The following is a 15060-nucleotide window of genomic DNA, read 5'->3' as shown; positions in this document are numbered from 1 at the left end:
GGCGTTTTGGTCGATCAGCCGGACAACAAGTCGGGATCGCGGCGCAGCTCGGCTCGCACCATCGCCTCCCAGAAGCCGATGAAGTTGTCGCCTTTGCTGCCCTTCATCATCTGCACGTAGCTGTCGGGCAGCACCGGCGACAGCTCACCGCCCGCCGCTCGGATGTGCCAGGCCCGCTGGCAGCGCTGCTCAAGGGCAACCGCTCGCTGGTGCACGGCCCGGGCCGAGTTGCCCAACACGAACACGCCATGGCCGGCGAGCAGGGCCAGCTCGGCGTCGCCCATCTTCACGCAGGCGCTGCGAGCCGAGCTGGGGTCGTTGACTGCACCGTCGTACTCGTCTACCAGCACCAACTCGCCTCCGCCCAGCGACGACGACTGGTCCATCGCCGGAGGCACCTCGGCCATGTCGGCCCACACCGTGCCGTACAGGGGGTGGTTGTGCATGGCCCACGCCACGCCCGGGCGCAGCTTGTGCAGCTCCAGGTGGAGGGGGATGCCGGGGGGTACCGGCCAGTCGCCCTCCACCACGTTGCCGTCGAGGTCGATGAGGATGACCTGGCTGGGGCGCAGCTCATCCCAGGTGACGAGCCAGGGGTTGCACATCAACGTGCCGTCACCCATGTTGACGGTGATGTGGCCGGCCAGGTGGTCGTTGTAGCCCTCGCTCCAAAGGCAACGGGCCAACAGCACCAGCTCCTCGGCGGTGGACAGATCGGGGATCAGCTTCTCAGCAGTGGGGGTGAACGCCATGGGCCCACAGTAGTGGGCGCAGAAGGCAAACGGCCTTGCTGCGGGGGGTCAGAGCCGCCGAATCGCGATGCGGCGATATGAGCAAAGCCGCCGGATTGTAGCGGAAAACCGACGGAACATGTCGGCCCTTTGAGCGACCGCGCGCTTGACAGATGTGGCTACTCTGTCGCCATGGCCGACTCGATGGCCGCAGCAGTAGGGGTTCAGCCCGAGCCCGCCTCGACGGTGGATTACCGCTTGGTGCGAGCCCATGTGCTGCAACGGCTCTTGAGCGGCACCCGGATGGCCGACGATGTGTGTGATGCCCATCCGGAGCTTGTGCGAGCTGGCCGGGAGGTGGGCACACCGGCAGGCGAGCCGTGCCCGGTGTGCCAGGGAGACGAGCTGGCCCTGGTGTCGTACGTGTTCGGTCCCCGGTTACCGGCCCACGGCCGCTGTATCAGCTACGCCGCGGAGATCGCCAAGCTGGCCCAACGCAAGGGCCGGTTCACCTGCTACGAGGTGGAGGTGTGCCCCGACTGCCGCTGGAACCACCTTCTCCGGAGCTACGTGCTGCAACCCTGCTGACCTCCCATCGCCCTGCTGATTGCCCCTCGCCCCGCTGAGCGGAGGCGCTAGCGGGGCTGGGGCCAGAACGGGCGGGCCTGCTCCAACTGGGCGGCCAGCCTGAGCAGCAGCGCCTCGTCGCCGTAGGGAGCGAGGAAGTGGCTGCCCACCGTGAGCCCCCGGTCGTCCCAGTGCAGGGGCACCGACATGGCCGGCTGGCCGGTGGCGTTGGCCATGGCGCAAAACGGGCTGTAGGCCCCCTGGCGGGCGCCCCACGTGGCCACGTCGTCGGCGTCAGCCATCAGCTCGCCCAGTGGGGGCGGCACCCGGGCCAGGGTGGGGGTGAGCACTAGGTCGATCCCCGAGGCGTGGTACTGGCCCATCTTGCGACCCATCAGGTGGCTGTCGAGCACGGCCTGGGCATAATCGGGACCCGATATGTCAGCGCCCCGAGCCACCATGGAGGCGGCCAGCGGCTCTAGATCGCCCTCGCCGGGAGGCCGCCCGCATGCTGCCTCGCGCCGGGCCATCAGCGCGGCGATGTTCGATGTGGTGATGATCCCCTGCGGCGAGCCCATCCCCCGGCGTATCGGCAGGTCGGCCTCCTCAATGTGGTGGCCGAGTTCCTCGCACAGCGCCACCGCGGCATCCAACGCCCCCCGGGCCACCTCGTCGATCTCAATACCGTCGGCCGAGCCGTCCCACACCGCGATCCGCAGCGGGGGCGGCGGCACCGCCATAGCAGCCTCGAAGGTGGTGTCGGGCGCAGGCGCCACATAGGGATCGCCGATGGCCAGCCCCGAGATGGCGTCAAGCATCACGGCGCTGTCGCGCACCGTGCGGGTGATGGCATGGGTGCAGGAGTAGCCGCTCCACCCCTCCCCAGCATTAGGGCCGAAGCTGACCCGGCCCCGACTGGGCTTGAGCCCGAATAGCCCGCAGGCCGACGACGGAATCCGGATAGAGCCGCCCCCATCGGAGGCATGAGCCGCGGTCAGCATCCCCGAAGCCACCGCCGACGACGCCCCGCCGCTGGAGCCGCCCGCGCTGCGAGAGGGATCGAGCGGGTTGGCGCACGGGCCGAACAGGGCGGGCTCGGTGGTGGTGGACAGGCCGAGCTCAGGGGAGTTGGTTCGACCCACCAGCACCAGCCCTGCCTCACGGTAGCGGCGGACCACCTCGGCGTCGTGGTCATCGATCGGGGCATCCGCGAAGTACCGCGACCCGTGGGTTGTCACCGTGCCCCGCATCGCGAAGTGCAGGTCTTTGATGGCGAACGGCACCCCCCGAAGCCGCCCTTCGGCTGCTGGCTCAGGCTCTACCAAGGTGGTGATGGCGTTCAGCTCCGGGTTGCGCTCGTCGATGCGGGCCATCGTGGCGTCGAGCACCTCGGCCTCCGACACCTCCCCGGCCCGAATGGCATCGGCCAGCCCCACTGCGTCAATCCGATCCAACAAATCATCCATGGCCCCGAAGTTAGCGGCCATCCACCAGCTTGATGCAGGCGAGGGGTTGGCACGATGGCTGAGACGATGGGCTAGAGTAAGGGGCGACCGCCGGCAGCCGAAGTGCGCTGGACGGGGAAGGAGAACAACGATGGGCACGAAGCTCACCGCGCCGGCTATCAGCAAACGCAAGCGAAGCCTGGGCGCCGACCCATTGGTCATGCTCACCGCCTATGACGCTCCCAGCGCTCGCATGGCCGATGAGGCAGGTGCCGACCTGATTTTGGTGGGCGACTCGGTGGCCATGGTGGTGCTGGGCCACGACGACACCATGAGTGTGACCGTCGACGAGATGGCCCACCACACTGCGGCCGTGGCCCGCACTCGCCCCAGGGCGATGGTGGTGGCCGACATGCCGTGGATGAGCTACCACGTGACCACGGCCGACACGGTGACCAACGCGGCCAAGCTGGTGCGGGCTGGGGCCCAGGCGCTGAAGTTGGAAGGCGGGGCCGAGCGGGTCCCGATGATCGAGGCCATCGTTTCGGCCCAGGTGCCGGTCATGGGCCATCTGGGGCTGACTCCCCAATCGGTATTGGCCCAGGGTGGCTTCCGAGTGCAGGGGCGCGACAGCGAGGCTGCGCTGGGCCTGGTGGCCGACGCCAAGGCGCTGGCTCACGCTGGATGCTTCTCCATCGTTTTGGAGGGGATGCCGGCCGCGGTTGCCCAGATGATCACCGATGCGGTGGACGTGCCCACCATCGGGATCGGCGCAGGCGGCCACTGCGACGGCCAAGTGCTGGTGTTCCACGACGTGTTGGGGCTGGAGACCCGGATGCTCCCCCGATTCGTGCGCCGCTACGCCACCATGCACTCCGACGGAGTGGACGCCCTGGCTCGGTTTGCGGCCGATGTGCGCTCCGGGGCCTTCCCCGAACCAGCAGAGTGCTACGAGATGAACCCCGACGAGGAAATGGCGCTCGGCCTGTACGGGCACCGGGGATAGCCGGTAGAGTTTCCCCGAAACAAGACCCTGCCCCGGCGATCGGGGCCCCGGTCAGCACCGGGACCGTAGGGAGGTGAAGCTCGCCATGCGGGCATACGAATTGATGATCATCATGGACGCGGGCGTGGAGGAATCCGACGTGGCCGCCCGCATCGAGCAGGTTGCGGACAACGTCAACGCCCACGGAGGTCAGGTGATGTCTGAAGACCGGTGGGGCAAGCGCCGCTTCGCCTACGAGATCAACCATCAACACGAGGGCTATTACCTAGTTCTCGAGTTCGCGACCGAGACGCGCGATATGGGCACCCTGGAACGTCTCCTTCAACTTGCGGACGATGTGGTCCGCCACAAGCTGATCCGTCTGCCCGACGCAGAGGCCGCCCGACGCGGCCTGTTGGGCGACGGTACCCCCCTGGCCACGGCCGGGTAACCCAAGGAGACAGACATGGCACTCAACAACACAGTGACCGTTACCGGAAACATCACCAGAGACCCAGAGCTTCGATTCACCCCCGGCGGCAGCGCCGTGGCCACCTTCGGGCTGGCTTGGAACCGGCGCTGGCAGAACCGCCAGACCAACGAGACCGAGGAACAGGTGTCGTTCTTCGACGTGACCTGTTGGGACACGCTGGCCGAAAACGTTAGCGAGAGCCTGGTGAAGGGCACTCGGGTGATCGTCAGCGGGCGGATAGAGCAGCGATCGTGGGAAACCCAGGACGGCGACCGCCGCTCCAAGGTCGAGATTATCGCCGAGGAGGTGTCCCCCAGCCTGCGCTGGGCGACAGCAGAGGTGATCCGGAACGAACGGCGCGACGGGGGCGGTGGGGGCCGCCAGCAGGGCGGCGGCGGGCGCCAGCAGGGCGGCGGCGGGCGCCAGCAGCGCAGCCAGGCGCCTGACTACCAGGTTGACGAGGAGCCGTTCTGATGGCTAAGGGACTCAAGAAGCCGAGGGCCAAGGACATCAGCCGGCGCCGCAAGAAGAAGGTCAGCGTCCTCACTCAAGAGGGCATCGGCTATGTGGACTGGAAGGACATCAACCTGCTGAGGCGGTTCATGTCGGACCGGGCCAAGATCCGGGCCCGACAGGTGACCGGCAACAACCAACAGCAGCAAAAGGAGATCGCCCGGGCCATCAAGAACGCCCGAGAGATGGCGCTGTTGCCCTACAACAATCGGATCACCACCCAGCGCAGTGCAACCCGGATGCGCGACGACAACCGCGTCGACGGACCGGCCCCCCAGCCCACTGCACCGCCACCCGGCATGCGGGGGGCAGGGGAGATGGACGACGACGAGTTGGAAGTCTCGGAGATCGGCGACGACGTGATGGGTGCAGAAGCGGCCATGGTGGAGGCGGCTGTTTCGGAGATGGTCGCTCCGGAAGCAGGCGACGAGCAGCCAACCGACGCGATGGAGGGCGACGAGGAGACTGCCTCATGAAGATCGTACTGCGTGACAACGTGGACGAGTTGGGCAAGAAGGGCGATGTGGTGGAAGTGGCCGACGGCTACGCCCGCAACTTCTTGATCCCCGCTGGCAAGGCGTTCAAGTCGTCGGCCGGGGCCGAGCGCCAAGCGGAGCGCATGCGCCGCTCGCGTGAGCTGCGGGATGCCAAGGAGTTGGCCGAGGCCCAGGAAATGGCCAGCCGGCTGGTGTCTACTCCCATTCACATTGCGGCTCGGGCCGGAGAAGAGGGCAAGCTGTTCGGCTCGGTAACCACCGCCGACATCGTGCGGGCCGTGGCCGAGCAGGCCAACATCATGCTGGAGCGCAAGGCCCTGTCCTCCGACGGGATCAAAGAGCTTGGCAGCCACATGGTTACGGCCAAACCCCATCCCGAGGTGGAGTTCCCCATCACCGTTGAGGTAATTGCCGCCGAGTAGCCCTGGAAACGCCGTTCTCGGTAAATCCCCAGGTTATACCCCGATTTCAACAACGCTTCCCCTAGCGGCCCACATGAAGGGTTTGCCAGAGTAGGCAACCGTGGAATCCGGTCGGGCAGAGCAATTGTCACTGCCACTTGGACAATAGGCGCAGTGGTGAGCGATCCATTCGACTATTCCGACGACGGCCGGTCCTCAGCGCCGCCGACGCGCTTGGGGCGTGTGCCGCCCCACGACCTGGATGCCGAGGAAGCCCTGTTGGGCGCGATGCTGTTGAGCCGCGACGCCATCGCTGATGCGGTGAATTTGATCCGCCCCGAGCACTTCTATCGGCCAGCGCACGCTCATGTGTACGAGGCGGTGTGCTCGCTGTACGCCCAAGGAGAGCCGGCCGATGCGGTGACAGTGGCCGCCGAGCTAAACCGACGGGGATTAGCCGACAAGGTGGGGGGCAACGCCGCATTGGTGAAACTCCAGACCGGCACCCCGGCATCGGCCAATGCGGCCAAATACGCCAACATCGTGCATGAGGCAGCCACTCTCAGGAAGCTGATCGAAGTCGGCGGGGAGATCGCCGATCTGGGCTATGAGGGTGCCGACGACGTGGTCAAGACAGTGGACTCGGCCGAGGCCATGGTGTACCGGCTGGCCGCCGACCGCATGGGCGATACCACGGCCAGCCTGGCCGAGCTCTTGCCGGCCAACTTGGAGCGCATCGAGAAGCTCTACGAGCAAGGCGATGTCATTACCGGCACGCCCACCGGCTACAACGACTTGGACGAGATCACCAGCGGACTTCAGCCCAACACCCTCGTGGTGGTCGGTGCTCGGCCCTCGGTGGGCAAGACCAGCTTCGCACTGGGCATGGCCGCCCACGCTGCCATCCGGGCCCACAAGCCGGTGTTGGTTTTCTCGCTAGAGATGAGCCAGCTCGAGATCAGCCAGCGGATCCTGTGCGCCGAGGCCCGTGTGGATGCCACCCGGGTTCGCACCGGCAAGCTTAACGACCAGGACTGGACTGACATCAGCAACGCGCTCGGACGACTTGCCGAGGCGCCCATCTGGATCGACGACAATCCCGCGGTGACCATCATGGAGATCAGAGGCAAATCCCGGCGGCTGCGCAGCCAAACCGGCGAATTGGGCATGGTCATCGTCGACTATCTCCAGCTCATGACCGGCCGCCACACCGCCGAGAACCGCCAAGTAGAGGTCTCCGAGATCAGCCGGGGGCTCAAGATCTTGGCCCGTGAGCTTCAGTGCCCGGTGGTGGCGCTATCCCAGCTGTCTCGAAATCTGGAACAGCGCCAGGACAAACGGCCCATCCTCGCCGACCTGCGGGAGTCGGGTTCGATCGAGCAGGACGCCGACATCGTCATGTTCTTATACCGCGACGAGGTCTACAACCCCGAAACCCAAGACGCGGGCACCGCCGAAGTGCTGGTGGCCAAACACCGCACCGGACCTACCGGCAAGGCCCGCCTAGCCTTCATCAAACACCACACCCGCTTCGCCAACATGGCCCGCGGGGCATAGCGGGACGCCGTAACCAGCCGCTCACTCATCAGGCTGATTGTCGACCCTCGGATGGGTCGGGTAGGCCGTCGGTGTAGGTGAGGGTGTTGTTGGGAGTGGCGGGGATTCGGGAGCCTTCGAAGAGGATGCCGGTGAGGTTGAGGGGATCGCAGGCGGCGATGGTTACTTGTTGACTGGTGCGGGGGCGGCGGCGGGCCTTTTGGAGCTGATCGGCGGCCGCGGGGAGGGCGAACTGCTCGCCGCTTTGGCCGGCCACGAAGCGGCCGCCTCGCACCAGGCCCCGGTCTTCGAAGCGGCGCAGGGCCTTGAGGATGTCTCGCCAGGGGGTCGCGGTGGGGGTGGCCGGATGGTGGGCAAGGCTGCGGAACACGACGCCCCAGCAGGCGAGGAGCTGCTGGGCGACGGCTTCGGCGAGGTCTTCGGTGGGGTACTGCTCGGGCTGGGGGACGAGCGACCAGCGCCCGGGGGCGGCGTGGGTTTGGGCGGGAGAGCGCATCGTTAAGGTGCGGTTCATGCGCTGGGCGCGGGTGCGAAGGGCTGGAGAGCGCGGCTGAGGGCCGGGGCGGCGGGTGGGGCGGCGGCTTGAGCGGTTCAGCAGAGCTCGCACGGCGGCGAAGCCGTCGGCGGTGAACAGGCCGAGAGCGACGCCGTTCCACAGGGCTCTTTCCACATCGTCGGGCAGTCGGTTGGTGGCGGTCGCCAAATCGGGCAGGAAGCTGGCGCCCTGGGACTCGAGGAGCTCGACGATCTCTTGGACAGGACCTGTTTCGGGTGTTGCGGGGCTGGCTGTTCTAGCGGCGGCGAGGAGCCAGGAAAGGTCTTCTCGGAAGACGAGGGTGATGGGGGTGGCCTTCCTCGGGGCCATGTTGTTGGCTTTGGCTGGCGTTGTTGGAGGAGTGAGGCGGAGCCAGGCGAGCTCGCCGCGGTAGCAGAGCTCGTCGAGCCAGAGGGGGTCGTAGTCGGGGAGGCGTTTGGCGATGATCTGTTGTTCCCAAGCGCCGGCGGGGAGGTCGAGGCCTTGGAGTTGCTCTAGGACTTTGGTTAGGCCGGGGCGGCCTCTGACGGTGGTGTCGGGGGTTAGGTGGTGCCAGTCGAGGAGGAATCTCATGAAGTCTTGGGGGGAGGCCGCTTGGACTGACTGACGCTTTTGGCGTCTTGATAGATAAGACATGCGTTGGAGGAGTCTTCTGGCGCACCAGAGTTCTTGTGTTCCACCGGCGTGGTGGCGGGTCCTGTCCGGGCTCAGCCCGCCGTCCTCCATGGAGTCCGGGCGGCGGGCGCCCAGAGCCCGGCCACCCACCACCACGCCTACCGTTGGGGCAGCCCCCTTTTTTTGTTGGTAGGGGGGGTGTTGGGCGCTCACCGCTGATGAGGCACCTACGTCATCTCCTTGGCCAGCCAAAACCTCTGGGAGCAACCGATCTGAACTTGCCACGGGAGGTAGGTGATCCGCGCGCATGGCCACTCCCTCGGCTTCTAGGGCGGCTAATGACTGGTGGACCATTGTTATTGGAAGGGTGGTTTGGGCGGACAGCTGCTCGGGAGTTGTTGGGCCCGTTGCTTCGAGGTGGCCTCGGATGGTTTCGGTGGCCATGTTGGGGTTAAGGGCAGTCTCTGCTAGCTCGGTGGTGGTCCAGAGGAGGTGGTTACTTGGGGTTTCCAGGGATTGGACGCGGTTTTTTTCTTCTAGGGCTTCGTAGAGCTCTTGCCATTGGGGGTTGGGGTGGGTGATTACTTGGGTGGTTAGGAGGTCGTGGAGTTCGTCGGGGGTTCTGGGGTCGGGGGTTATTTCTTCGATTACTTGGGTGATGGCGTCGGGGGTGATTTGGGCGAGGGTTGATTGGTCGAGGGTGGGGGGTTGGCGGTCTTGGCGGGGGCGGAGGCCTCGGGGGACGGTGACGGCGTTGGTTCTACGGTCGACTAGTTCGGCGTCGTCCAAGAAGGCGTAGGGGCGGGCGTTGACGATCTCGTGGCTGAGGGGGGAGGGCTCGGTGGTGTTGCAGAAGTGGGTGCGGACTTCGCCGGAGCGGATGCGGGAGAGGAGCTGTGTGAGGCCTTCGACGTCGAGAGCCTCATGCAGGGTGTCGTGGAGGGTTTGGCGCACCAGAAGGTGGTCGGGGATCTCGATGGGGCCGGCGACGTTCTCCTGGCAGGCGGCTGCGCCGGGGAACACGGCGGCCATGATGTCGTCGGCCTCCATGCGCTGGATGGGGGGCGGGTTGCGCTTTCCACCCCGACTGCGCAGCACCACCAGGGCCCGGTTGAGGTTCCAGCGCCACCGGGCGGCGAACATGGGCGAGTCCAGCACGGCCTGGGTCAGCACCTCCTCCACCGAGTCGGGGTGCAGGAACTGAGGGACATCGCTGAGGGGGAAGCTGTGGTGGGGGCCGAGCGACAAGATGATGGCGTTGTCGTTGGCTGCAGCCTGGAGCTCGAAGTCGAAGCGGCGGCACAGGCGCTTGCGCAGGGCCAGGCCGAAGCCCCGGTTGATGCGGCCGCCGTATGGCGAGTGGACCACGAGCTGCTGACCGCCGGTGTCGTCGAAGAAACGCTCGAACACGATGTCGTCTTTGGTGGGGACTGTGCCGAGGGTGGCTTGGGCGGCGGCGATGTAGGTCACGGCCTGCTCGGCGATCTCGTTGGTGGTGTTGTGGGTGAGGGCGAATTGCTCGGTGGCGGTGTTGAGCGCCTCCTCGTCGAGGGGGTCGGCGTCGGGGCTTTGGGGCAGGAGGCTGTGTATACGGGCGCGCAGGTCGGACACCTGCTGGGAAAGCTCTGCGGTGCGGGCGGGGGCCTCGCCCAGCCAGAAAGGGACGGTAGGCGGGGCGTCGCCGGCATCGATCACCCTCACGGTGCCGGCGGCCACCTGCTTGATGCGCCAGGAGTGGGAGCCGAGCAGGAAGATGTCGCCGGCCATCGACTCCACGGCCCAGTCCTCGTTGACGGTGCCGATGAAGGTGTCGTCGGGCTCGGCCACCACCCGGTAGTCGCCGTTCTCGCCGATGGCGCCGCCGGAGGTGAGGGCGGCCAGCCGGGCACCCCGTCGGCCCCGCACCTCTTGGTTGACCGAGTCGTAGTGGAGGTAGGCGCCCCGGGGGCCCCGGCCGGTGACCACTCCGATGGCGGCCTGTTGCACGGCCTCGTCGAACTGCGCTCGGGTGAGGTTTGCGTAAGGGGCGGCTTTGGTGAATAGCTCGTAGAGGCCGTCGGTGGTGTGGTGGTCGTCGGCGGCGGCCTCGGCGATGATCTGCTGCACGAGGATGTCGAGCGGGGCCTCGGGGGGGCAGATGGCGTCGAGCTGGCCCTGGTGTACGGCGTGGAGCAGGGCCAGCGACTCGATGAGCTCGTCGCGGGTGAGGGGCCACAGGCGGCCCTTAGGGGTGCCATGGCGGCTGTGGTTGGAACGACCCACCCGCTGGAGGAAGGTGGCGATGCTGCGGGGCGAGCCCACTTGGCACACCAGCTCGACGGGGCCGATGTCGATGCCCAGTTCCAGCGAGGCGGTGGCCACCAGGGCTTTGAGGTCGCCGGCTCGGAGGCGGTGCTCGGTGCGGATGCGGCGCTCGGTGGACAAAGAGCCGTGGTGGGCGGCCACCGCGTCGTCGCCCAGGCGCTCGGCCAGCTGGTGGGCGATGCGCTCGGACATCCGGCGGGTGTTGACGAACACGATGGTGGTGTGGTGCTCGCCGATGAGGTTGGCCATGCGATCGAGGATCATGTCCATCTGGGCGTGGGAGATCACCGCCTCGAGCTCGTCGTCGAACAGCTCCAGGCGGATGTCGAGGCTGCGCTGGTGGCCGGTGTTCACGATGGTGCAGTGGGTGCCGGGCTCGGTGTCGGGGGTCGTGCCGGTGAGGAGGTCGGCAATGGTACCGATGGGGTGCTGGGTGGCCGACAGGCCGATGCGGGTGGGGCGGGTGTTGGCCACGTGCTCGAGGCGCTCGAGGGTGAGGGCCAGGTGGCTGCCCCGCTTGTCTCGGGCCGTGGCGTGGATCTCGTCGACGATCACCGTCTCCACGGTGCGCAGCACCTCGCGGCTCTTGGCCGCGGTCACCAGCAGGTAGAGCGACTCGGGGGTGGTCACCACGAAGTTGGCCGGCTTTTTGATCATGGCCGCCCGGGTGTGGGCTGGGGTGTCGCCGGTGCGCACGGCCACCGTGAGCGGCGGGGGCTCGAAGCCCTGGGCCCGGGCCACCTCGGCGATCTCGGCCAGGGGGCGCTCCAAGTTCTCGGCGATGTCGGTGGCCAGTGCCTTGAGCGGCGACACGTACACCACCTGGCTGGCCTTGGCCACCGTCCGGCCCGCGGCGTGGCGCTTGTAGAGATTGTCAATGGCAATGAGGAACCCGGCCAAGGTCTTGCCCGACCCAGTGGGCGCGGCGATCAGCGTGTCTTGACCCGAAGCAATAGCCGGCCACCCCTCAGCCTGCGCTTCCGTCGGCCCCCCCGGAAACCGCCCCTCAAACCAAGCCCCCACCGCCGGATGAAACCCATAGCCAACATCAGCGCAAACACCCGCCTCAACAGCCGCGGCACTAGAAGGGGAAGCCACGCCGCCACCCTACCCCCACCCTGTGACAGGATCGGCGGGTGGGATCTACTTGGGGTGGGCGGGTTTCGAGGCGGGATTATGACGCTCGGTGGGAGCAGTTGGCGGCTGAGGGGCACAATCCGCATGGGGAGGCTGATTTTGTGGACTCGCTCTTGGGTGGTTCGGGGCGGGTGCTGGATGCGGGGTGTGGGACTGGGCGGGTGGCCATTGAGCTGGCTCGGCGGGGGTATGCGGTGGCCGGGGTGGACATCGATGACGAGATGATCTCGGGGGCTCGGGGCAAGGCGCCGGAATTGACTTGGCACCAGCTCGACTTGGCGGATTTCGACTTGGGGGAGGCGTTTGACGCGGTGGTGATGGCGGGGAACGTGCTGCTGTTCACCGTGCCGGGGACTGAGGCCGCGGTGGTGGGGCGCTGCGCCGCCCACCTCTCCCCCGGCGGAGCTTTGGTGGCCGGGTTTCAACTTCGGGGCGGGGGCTACGGGCTGGATCGCTACGACGCCGACTGCGCGGCGGCGGGATTGGCGCTGTCGGAGCGGTATTCGACGTGGGAGCGGGGGGCGTGGTCGGGCGGCGACTACGCCGTGTCGGTTCACACCTATATATAGGCGCGAGACTGAGAGGGTGCTGGGAGGGCCGGAGATCATCACTTTCTTGCTGCTGGCGCTGGGGGGTGCGCTGGCGGTGGGGAACATCGCCGCGCTGATCAACCCCGACGGCCCCCGCCAGCGCCGCAACGCCATACCTCCCCCACCGGGCGCCCCCGATGAGCCGGCCAAGCCCAAGGTGGGGCGCAGCGTGGCGATGATCGCAGTGGGCCTGGTGATCGTGATCTGGGCCATCGCCAGCCTCATCGGGGGGTGAGCCTTCCCGGTTGGCCTGACCGGGAGCAGTAGGGTCGGGGGGGTTATGGCCTTGTTGGATGTGGCGGGGGTCACGGTGCGGTTCGGGGGGGTTACCGCCCTGCGGGATCTGTCGTTCACCGTGGACGAGGGCAGTATCTGCGGGCTGATCGGGCCCAACGGGGCGGGCAAGACCACCTTGTTCAACGTGGTGAGCCGGGTATACGACGCCCAGGAGGGGGCGGTGGGCTTTGACGGGGCCGACCTGCTGGCCCGCCCGGCCCACGCCATCAGCGGGCTGGGCATTGGCCGCACCTTCCAGAACCTGGCGCTGTGGCCGGGGATGACAGTGCTTCAGAACGTGATGGTGGGCGCCCACCACCGCTCCAATATCGGCGCGCTGCGGGCCGCGTTGCGATGGGGTTTGGGCCGGGAGGAGGCCGAGCTGGCCCGAACGGCCTGGGATGCGCTGGACGAGCTGTCTTTGACCGATGTGGCCTTTCACCCTGCCGCTGGCCTGCCGTTCGGCACCCTGAAGCGGGTGGAGCTGGCCCGGGCGCTGGTGGGCCGGCCCCGGCTCCTGCTGTTGGACGAACCGGCCACCGGGCTGACCCAAACCGAGGTGGGCGAGCTGGGCGATCTGCTGGTGGCGCTGGCTGAGCGGCACTCGCTGACGCTGCTTTTGGTGGAGCACCACATGGGGATGGTGATGGGGGTTTCAAACAAGGTGGTGGTGCTGGACTTCGGGGCCAAGATCGCCGAGGGCTCCCCCGCCGAGGTGCAGAACGACCCGGCCGTGGTGGAGGCCTATTTGGGAGCCCCGCAGTGAGCTCGGCGTATCTGGAGGTGGCGGGGCTGAAGGCGGCCTACGGCGACATCCAGGTGCTGCACGGCATCGACTTCTCGGTGGACGAGGGGCAGATTGCGGTGATCCTGGGGGCCAACGGGGCGGGCAAGACCACCACGCTGCGGGCGCTGTGCGCCATGGTGAGCACCGAGGGGTCGGTCAAGCTGGCCGGCGAGGAGCTGGCTGGCCAGAGCACCGCCGACATCGTGCGCCGGGGGGTGGCCCACGTGCCTCAGGGCCGGGGGACGTTCCCCGATCTCTCGGTGGAGGAGAACCTGATGGCGGGGGCGTTCGTGCGCACCGACGCCGACGTGCAGGCCGACATCGAGCAGTGGTACGAGACCTTCCCGGTGCTGGGCGAGCGGCGCATCCAGACCGCCGGCAGCCTGAGCGGGGGCGAGCAGCAGATGCTGGCCATCGCCCGGGCGCTGATGCTGCGGCCATCCTTGCTGCTGCTGGACGAGCCGTCGCTGGGGTTGGCGCCGATGATCACCCGCTCGCTGTTCGAGCAGCTCACCGCCATCAACGAAGAAGCCGGGACCACCATGCTGGTGGTGGAGCAGAACGCCGCTTTGGCGCTGGGAGTGGCCAACCAGGCCTATGTGCTGGAGGCCGGGGAGATGGCCCTGTCGGGCCCCGCCGATGAGCTGGCCGCCGACGACAACGTCCGCCGGGCGTACCTGGGGTACTGAGCGATGGTGGTTCTGGCTTCTGTGCTCGGCGTTTTCGACATCTCCCTCGACAAGCTGAGTAACGGGGAGCTGTGGCTGGCCCAGTTCTTTCGGGGGCTGAGCGACGGGGCCACCTATGCGTCGGTGGCGCTGGCGCTGGTGATGATCTACAAGTCCACCGGGTTCATCAACTTCGCCCAGGGCTCGCTGGCCCTTTTGGGGGTGTATCTGGCCTACATCTTCAGCGTGGAGCAGGGCCTGCCGGTGGCTCTGGCAGTGGTGTGCGCCATGGTGGCCAGCTCGGCGGTGGCGATGTTTGTGGAGCGGGTGTTCATCCGGCCGTTCCCGCCCGACCATGTGCTGCCGCTGGTGATTGTGACGCTGGGGCTGCTGTTGATCATCGACTCGGCGGTGGGGATCGTGTGGGGATTCCGCACCCGCAGCCTGCCCAGCATGTTCCCCAGCGGGGCGCCCATCGAGTGGGGCATCGCCCAGCTCACCTGGCGCACCATCGGCAACCTCGGCACGGTGTTCACGGTGGTGGGTTTGCTGTACCTGCTGTTGTCGCGCACCAAGGTGGGCTTGGCCTTCCGGGCGGTGTCGTCGAATCTGGAATCGGCCCGGCTGGTGGGCATCCGGGTGGGGCCGACGCTGGGGTTCGGATGGGCGCTGGCCGCGGCCATCGGCACCCTGGGCGGGTCACTGGTGGTGCCCGACCTGCTGCTGGAGCCCTCCATCATGCTCCGGGTGCTGATCTTCTCGCTGGCCGCGGCTGCTTTGGGCGGGTTGGACTCCATGGTGGGCGCGGTGATCGGCGGTTTGGTGGTGGGGTTGGCCCGCAACCTGCTGGTGACGTTCTTGGACCTGAGCGAGCTGGCCCTGGCCACCGCGGTGGCGGTGATCTTGGTGGTGCTGCTGGTGCGCCCGACGGGCCTGTTCGGATCAACCCGGGTGGAGCGGGTATGAAGCCGGCGCTGGCC

The 15060-nt window shown here is 67.4% G+C and carries 14 protein-coding genes and 1 pseudogene; 12 read left to right on the top strand and 3 right to left on the bottom strand.

Features of this window, described 5'->3' with window-relative positions; translation table 11 throughout:
• Positions 1-14: 14 nt before the first annotated feature.
• Positions 15-752 carry a class II aldolase/adducin family protein gene (locus tag ACOGJC_RS09585; RefSeq protein ID WP_419844776.1) on the bottom strand — a complete coding sequence of 246 codons (738 nt, stop codon included), beginning with the start codon at positions 750-752 and terminating at the stop codon, positions 15-17.
• 171 nt (positions 753-923) lie between these two features.
• Here ACOGJC_RS09585 and ACOGJC_RS09580 point away from each other — a divergent pair, with 171 nt between their 5' ends.
• Positions 924-1319 carry a DUF5318 family protein gene (locus ACOGJC_RS09580; protein ID WP_419844775.1) on the top strand — a complete coding sequence of 132 codons (396 nt, stop codon included), beginning with the start codon at positions 924-926 and terminating at the stop codon, positions 1317-1319.
• Between the two features lie 47 nt (positions 1320-1366).
• On the opposite strand, the gene ACOGJC_RS09575 is transcribed toward ACOGJC_RS09580, so the two are convergent.
• Positions 1367-2764, bottom strand: coding sequence for an amidase (locus ACOGJC_RS09575; protein WP_419844774.1), 1398 nt, complete (start codon positions 2762-2764; stop codon positions 1367-1369).
• Between the two features lie 130 nt (positions 2765-2894).
• On the opposite strand from ACOGJC_RS09575, the gene panB reads away from it, so the two are divergent.
• The 6 genes and pseudogenes from panB (at position 2895) to dnaB (ending at position 7168) form a co-directional block, all read left to right on the top strand.
• Positions 2895-3749 (top strand): 3-methyl-2-oxobutanoate hydroxymethyltransferase, encoded by an 855-nt coding sequence (panB, locus tag ACOGJC_RS09570; RefSeq protein WP_419844773.1) that lies wholly within the window; start codon positions 2895-2897, stop codon positions 3747-3749.
• Positions 3750-3822: 73 nt separating this feature from the next.
• On the top strand, positions 3823-4179 hold the full coding sequence (gene rpsF, locus ACOGJC_RS09565; protein WP_419844772.1) for a 30S ribosomal protein S6: 357 nt from the start codon (positions 3823-3825) through the stop codon (positions 4177-4179).
• 15 nt (positions 4180-4194) lie between these two features.
• Positions 4195-4674, top strand: a complete 480-nt coding sequence (gene ssb / locus ACOGJC_RS09560) for a single-stranded DNA-binding protein (protein WP_419844771.1) — start codon at positions 4195-4197, stop codon at positions 4672-4674.
• A pseudogene (gene rpsR / locus ACOGJC_RS09555) lies at positions 4674-4916 on the top strand (30S ribosomal protein S18); the annotation flags it as partial. The gene ssb and the pseudogene rpsR, both read left to right, overlap by 1 nt.
• A gap of 269 nt (positions 4917-5185) precedes the next feature.
• Positions 5186-5632 (top strand): 50S ribosomal protein L9, encoded by a 447-nt coding sequence (rplI, locus tag ACOGJC_RS09550; protein ID WP_419844770.1) that lies wholly within the window; start codon positions 5186-5188, stop codon positions 5630-5632.
• Between the two features lie 156 nt (positions 5633-5788).
• A complete protein-coding gene (dnaB, locus tag ACOGJC_RS09545) occupies positions 5789-7168 on the top strand; it encodes a replicative DNA helicase (protein ID WP_419844769.1) in 1380 nt (459 codons plus the stop codon).
• A 28-nt stretch (positions 7169-7196) separates the two neighbouring features.
• Here dnaB and ACOGJC_RS09540 read toward each other — a convergent pair whose 3' ends face one another.
• Positions 7197-11720 (bottom strand): DEAD/DEAH box helicase, encoded by a 4524-nt coding sequence (locus ACOGJC_RS09540; protein ID WP_419844768.1) that lies wholly within the window; start codon positions 11718-11720, stop codon positions 7197-7199.
• 38 nt (positions 11721-11758) lie between these two features.
• Between ACOGJC_RS09540 and ACOGJC_RS09535 the strand changes: the two genes are divergently transcribed.
• From ACOGJC_RS09535 to ACOGJC_RS09515, 5 genes are read left to right on the top strand one after another with little or no spacing between them, the layout of a single operon-like run.
• A complete protein-coding gene (locus ACOGJC_RS09535) occupies positions 11759-12328 on the top strand; it encodes a class I SAM-dependent methyltransferase (protein ID WP_419844767.1) in 570 nt (189 codons plus the stop codon).
• A gap of 16 nt (positions 12329-12344) precedes the next feature.
• On the top strand, positions 12345-12584 hold the full coding sequence (locus tag ACOGJC_RS09530) for a hypothetical protein (RefSeq protein WP_419844766.1): 240 nt from the start codon (positions 12345-12347) through the stop codon (positions 12582-12584).
• A gap of 45 nt (positions 12585-12629) precedes the next feature.
• Positions 12630-13391 carry an ABC transporter ATP-binding protein gene (locus ACOGJC_RS09525; protein WP_419844765.1) on the top strand — a complete coding sequence of 254 codons (762 nt, stop codon included), beginning with the start codon at positions 12630-12632 and terminating at the stop codon, positions 13389-13391.
• Positions 13388-14101 carry an ABC transporter ATP-binding protein gene (locus ACOGJC_RS09520; RefSeq protein WP_419844764.1) on the top strand — a complete coding sequence of 238 codons (714 nt, stop codon included), beginning with the start codon at positions 13388-13390 and terminating at the stop codon, positions 14099-14101. Before ACOGJC_RS09525 ends, ACOGJC_RS09520 begins: the two co-directional genes overlap by 4 nt.
• Before the next feature lie 6 nt (positions 14102-14107).
• Positions 14108-15046 carry a branched-chain amino acid ABC transporter permease gene (locus ACOGJC_RS09515; RefSeq protein WP_419844763.1) on the top strand — a complete coding sequence of 313 codons (939 nt, stop codon included), beginning with the start codon at positions 14108-14110 and terminating at the stop codon, positions 15044-15046.
• The last annotated feature ends 14 nt before the right edge of the window (positions 15047-15060 follow it).

The sequence above is a fragment of the Candidatus Poriferisocius sp. genome (assembly GCF_965204015.1).
Lineage (GTDB): Bacteria > Actinomycetota > Acidimicrobiia > Acidimicrobiales > Bin134 > Poriferisocius.
Note: the sequence above shows the minus strand (reverse complement) of the source record. Positions and strands in the feature narration are given on the sequence as shown.

What these genes read in the sequence shown, in the direction of transcription:
- ACOGJC_RS09585 (WP_419844776.1), bottom strand. Translation starts at nt 752, where the DNA reads ATGGCGTTCACCCCCACTGCTGAGAAGCTGATCCCCGATCTGTCCACC.
- ACOGJC_RS09580 (WP_419844775.1), top strand. Translation starts at nt 924, where the DNA reads ATGGCCGACTCGATGGCCGCAGCAGTAGGGGTTCAGCCCGAGCCCGCC.
- ACOGJC_RS09575 (WP_419844774.1), bottom strand. Translation starts at nt 2,764, where the DNA reads ATGGATGATTTGTTGGATCGGATTGACGCAGTGGGGCTGGCCGATGCC.
- panB (WP_419844773.1), top strand. Translation starts at nt 2,895, where the DNA reads ATGGGCACGAAGCTCACCGCGCCGGCTATCAGCAAACGCAAGCGAAGC.
- ssb (WP_419844771.1), top strand. Translation starts at nt 4,195, where the DNA reads ATGGCACTCAACAACACAGTGACCGTTACCGGAAACATCACCAGAGAC.
- rplI (WP_419844770.1), top strand. Translation starts at nt 5,186, where the DNA reads ATGAAGATCGTACTGCGTGACAACGTGGACGAGTTGGGCAAGAAGGGC.
- ACOGJC_RS09525 (WP_419844765.1), top strand. Translation starts at nt 12,630, where the DNA reads ATGGCCTTGTTGGATGTGGCGGGGGTCACGGTGCGGTTCGGGGGGGTT.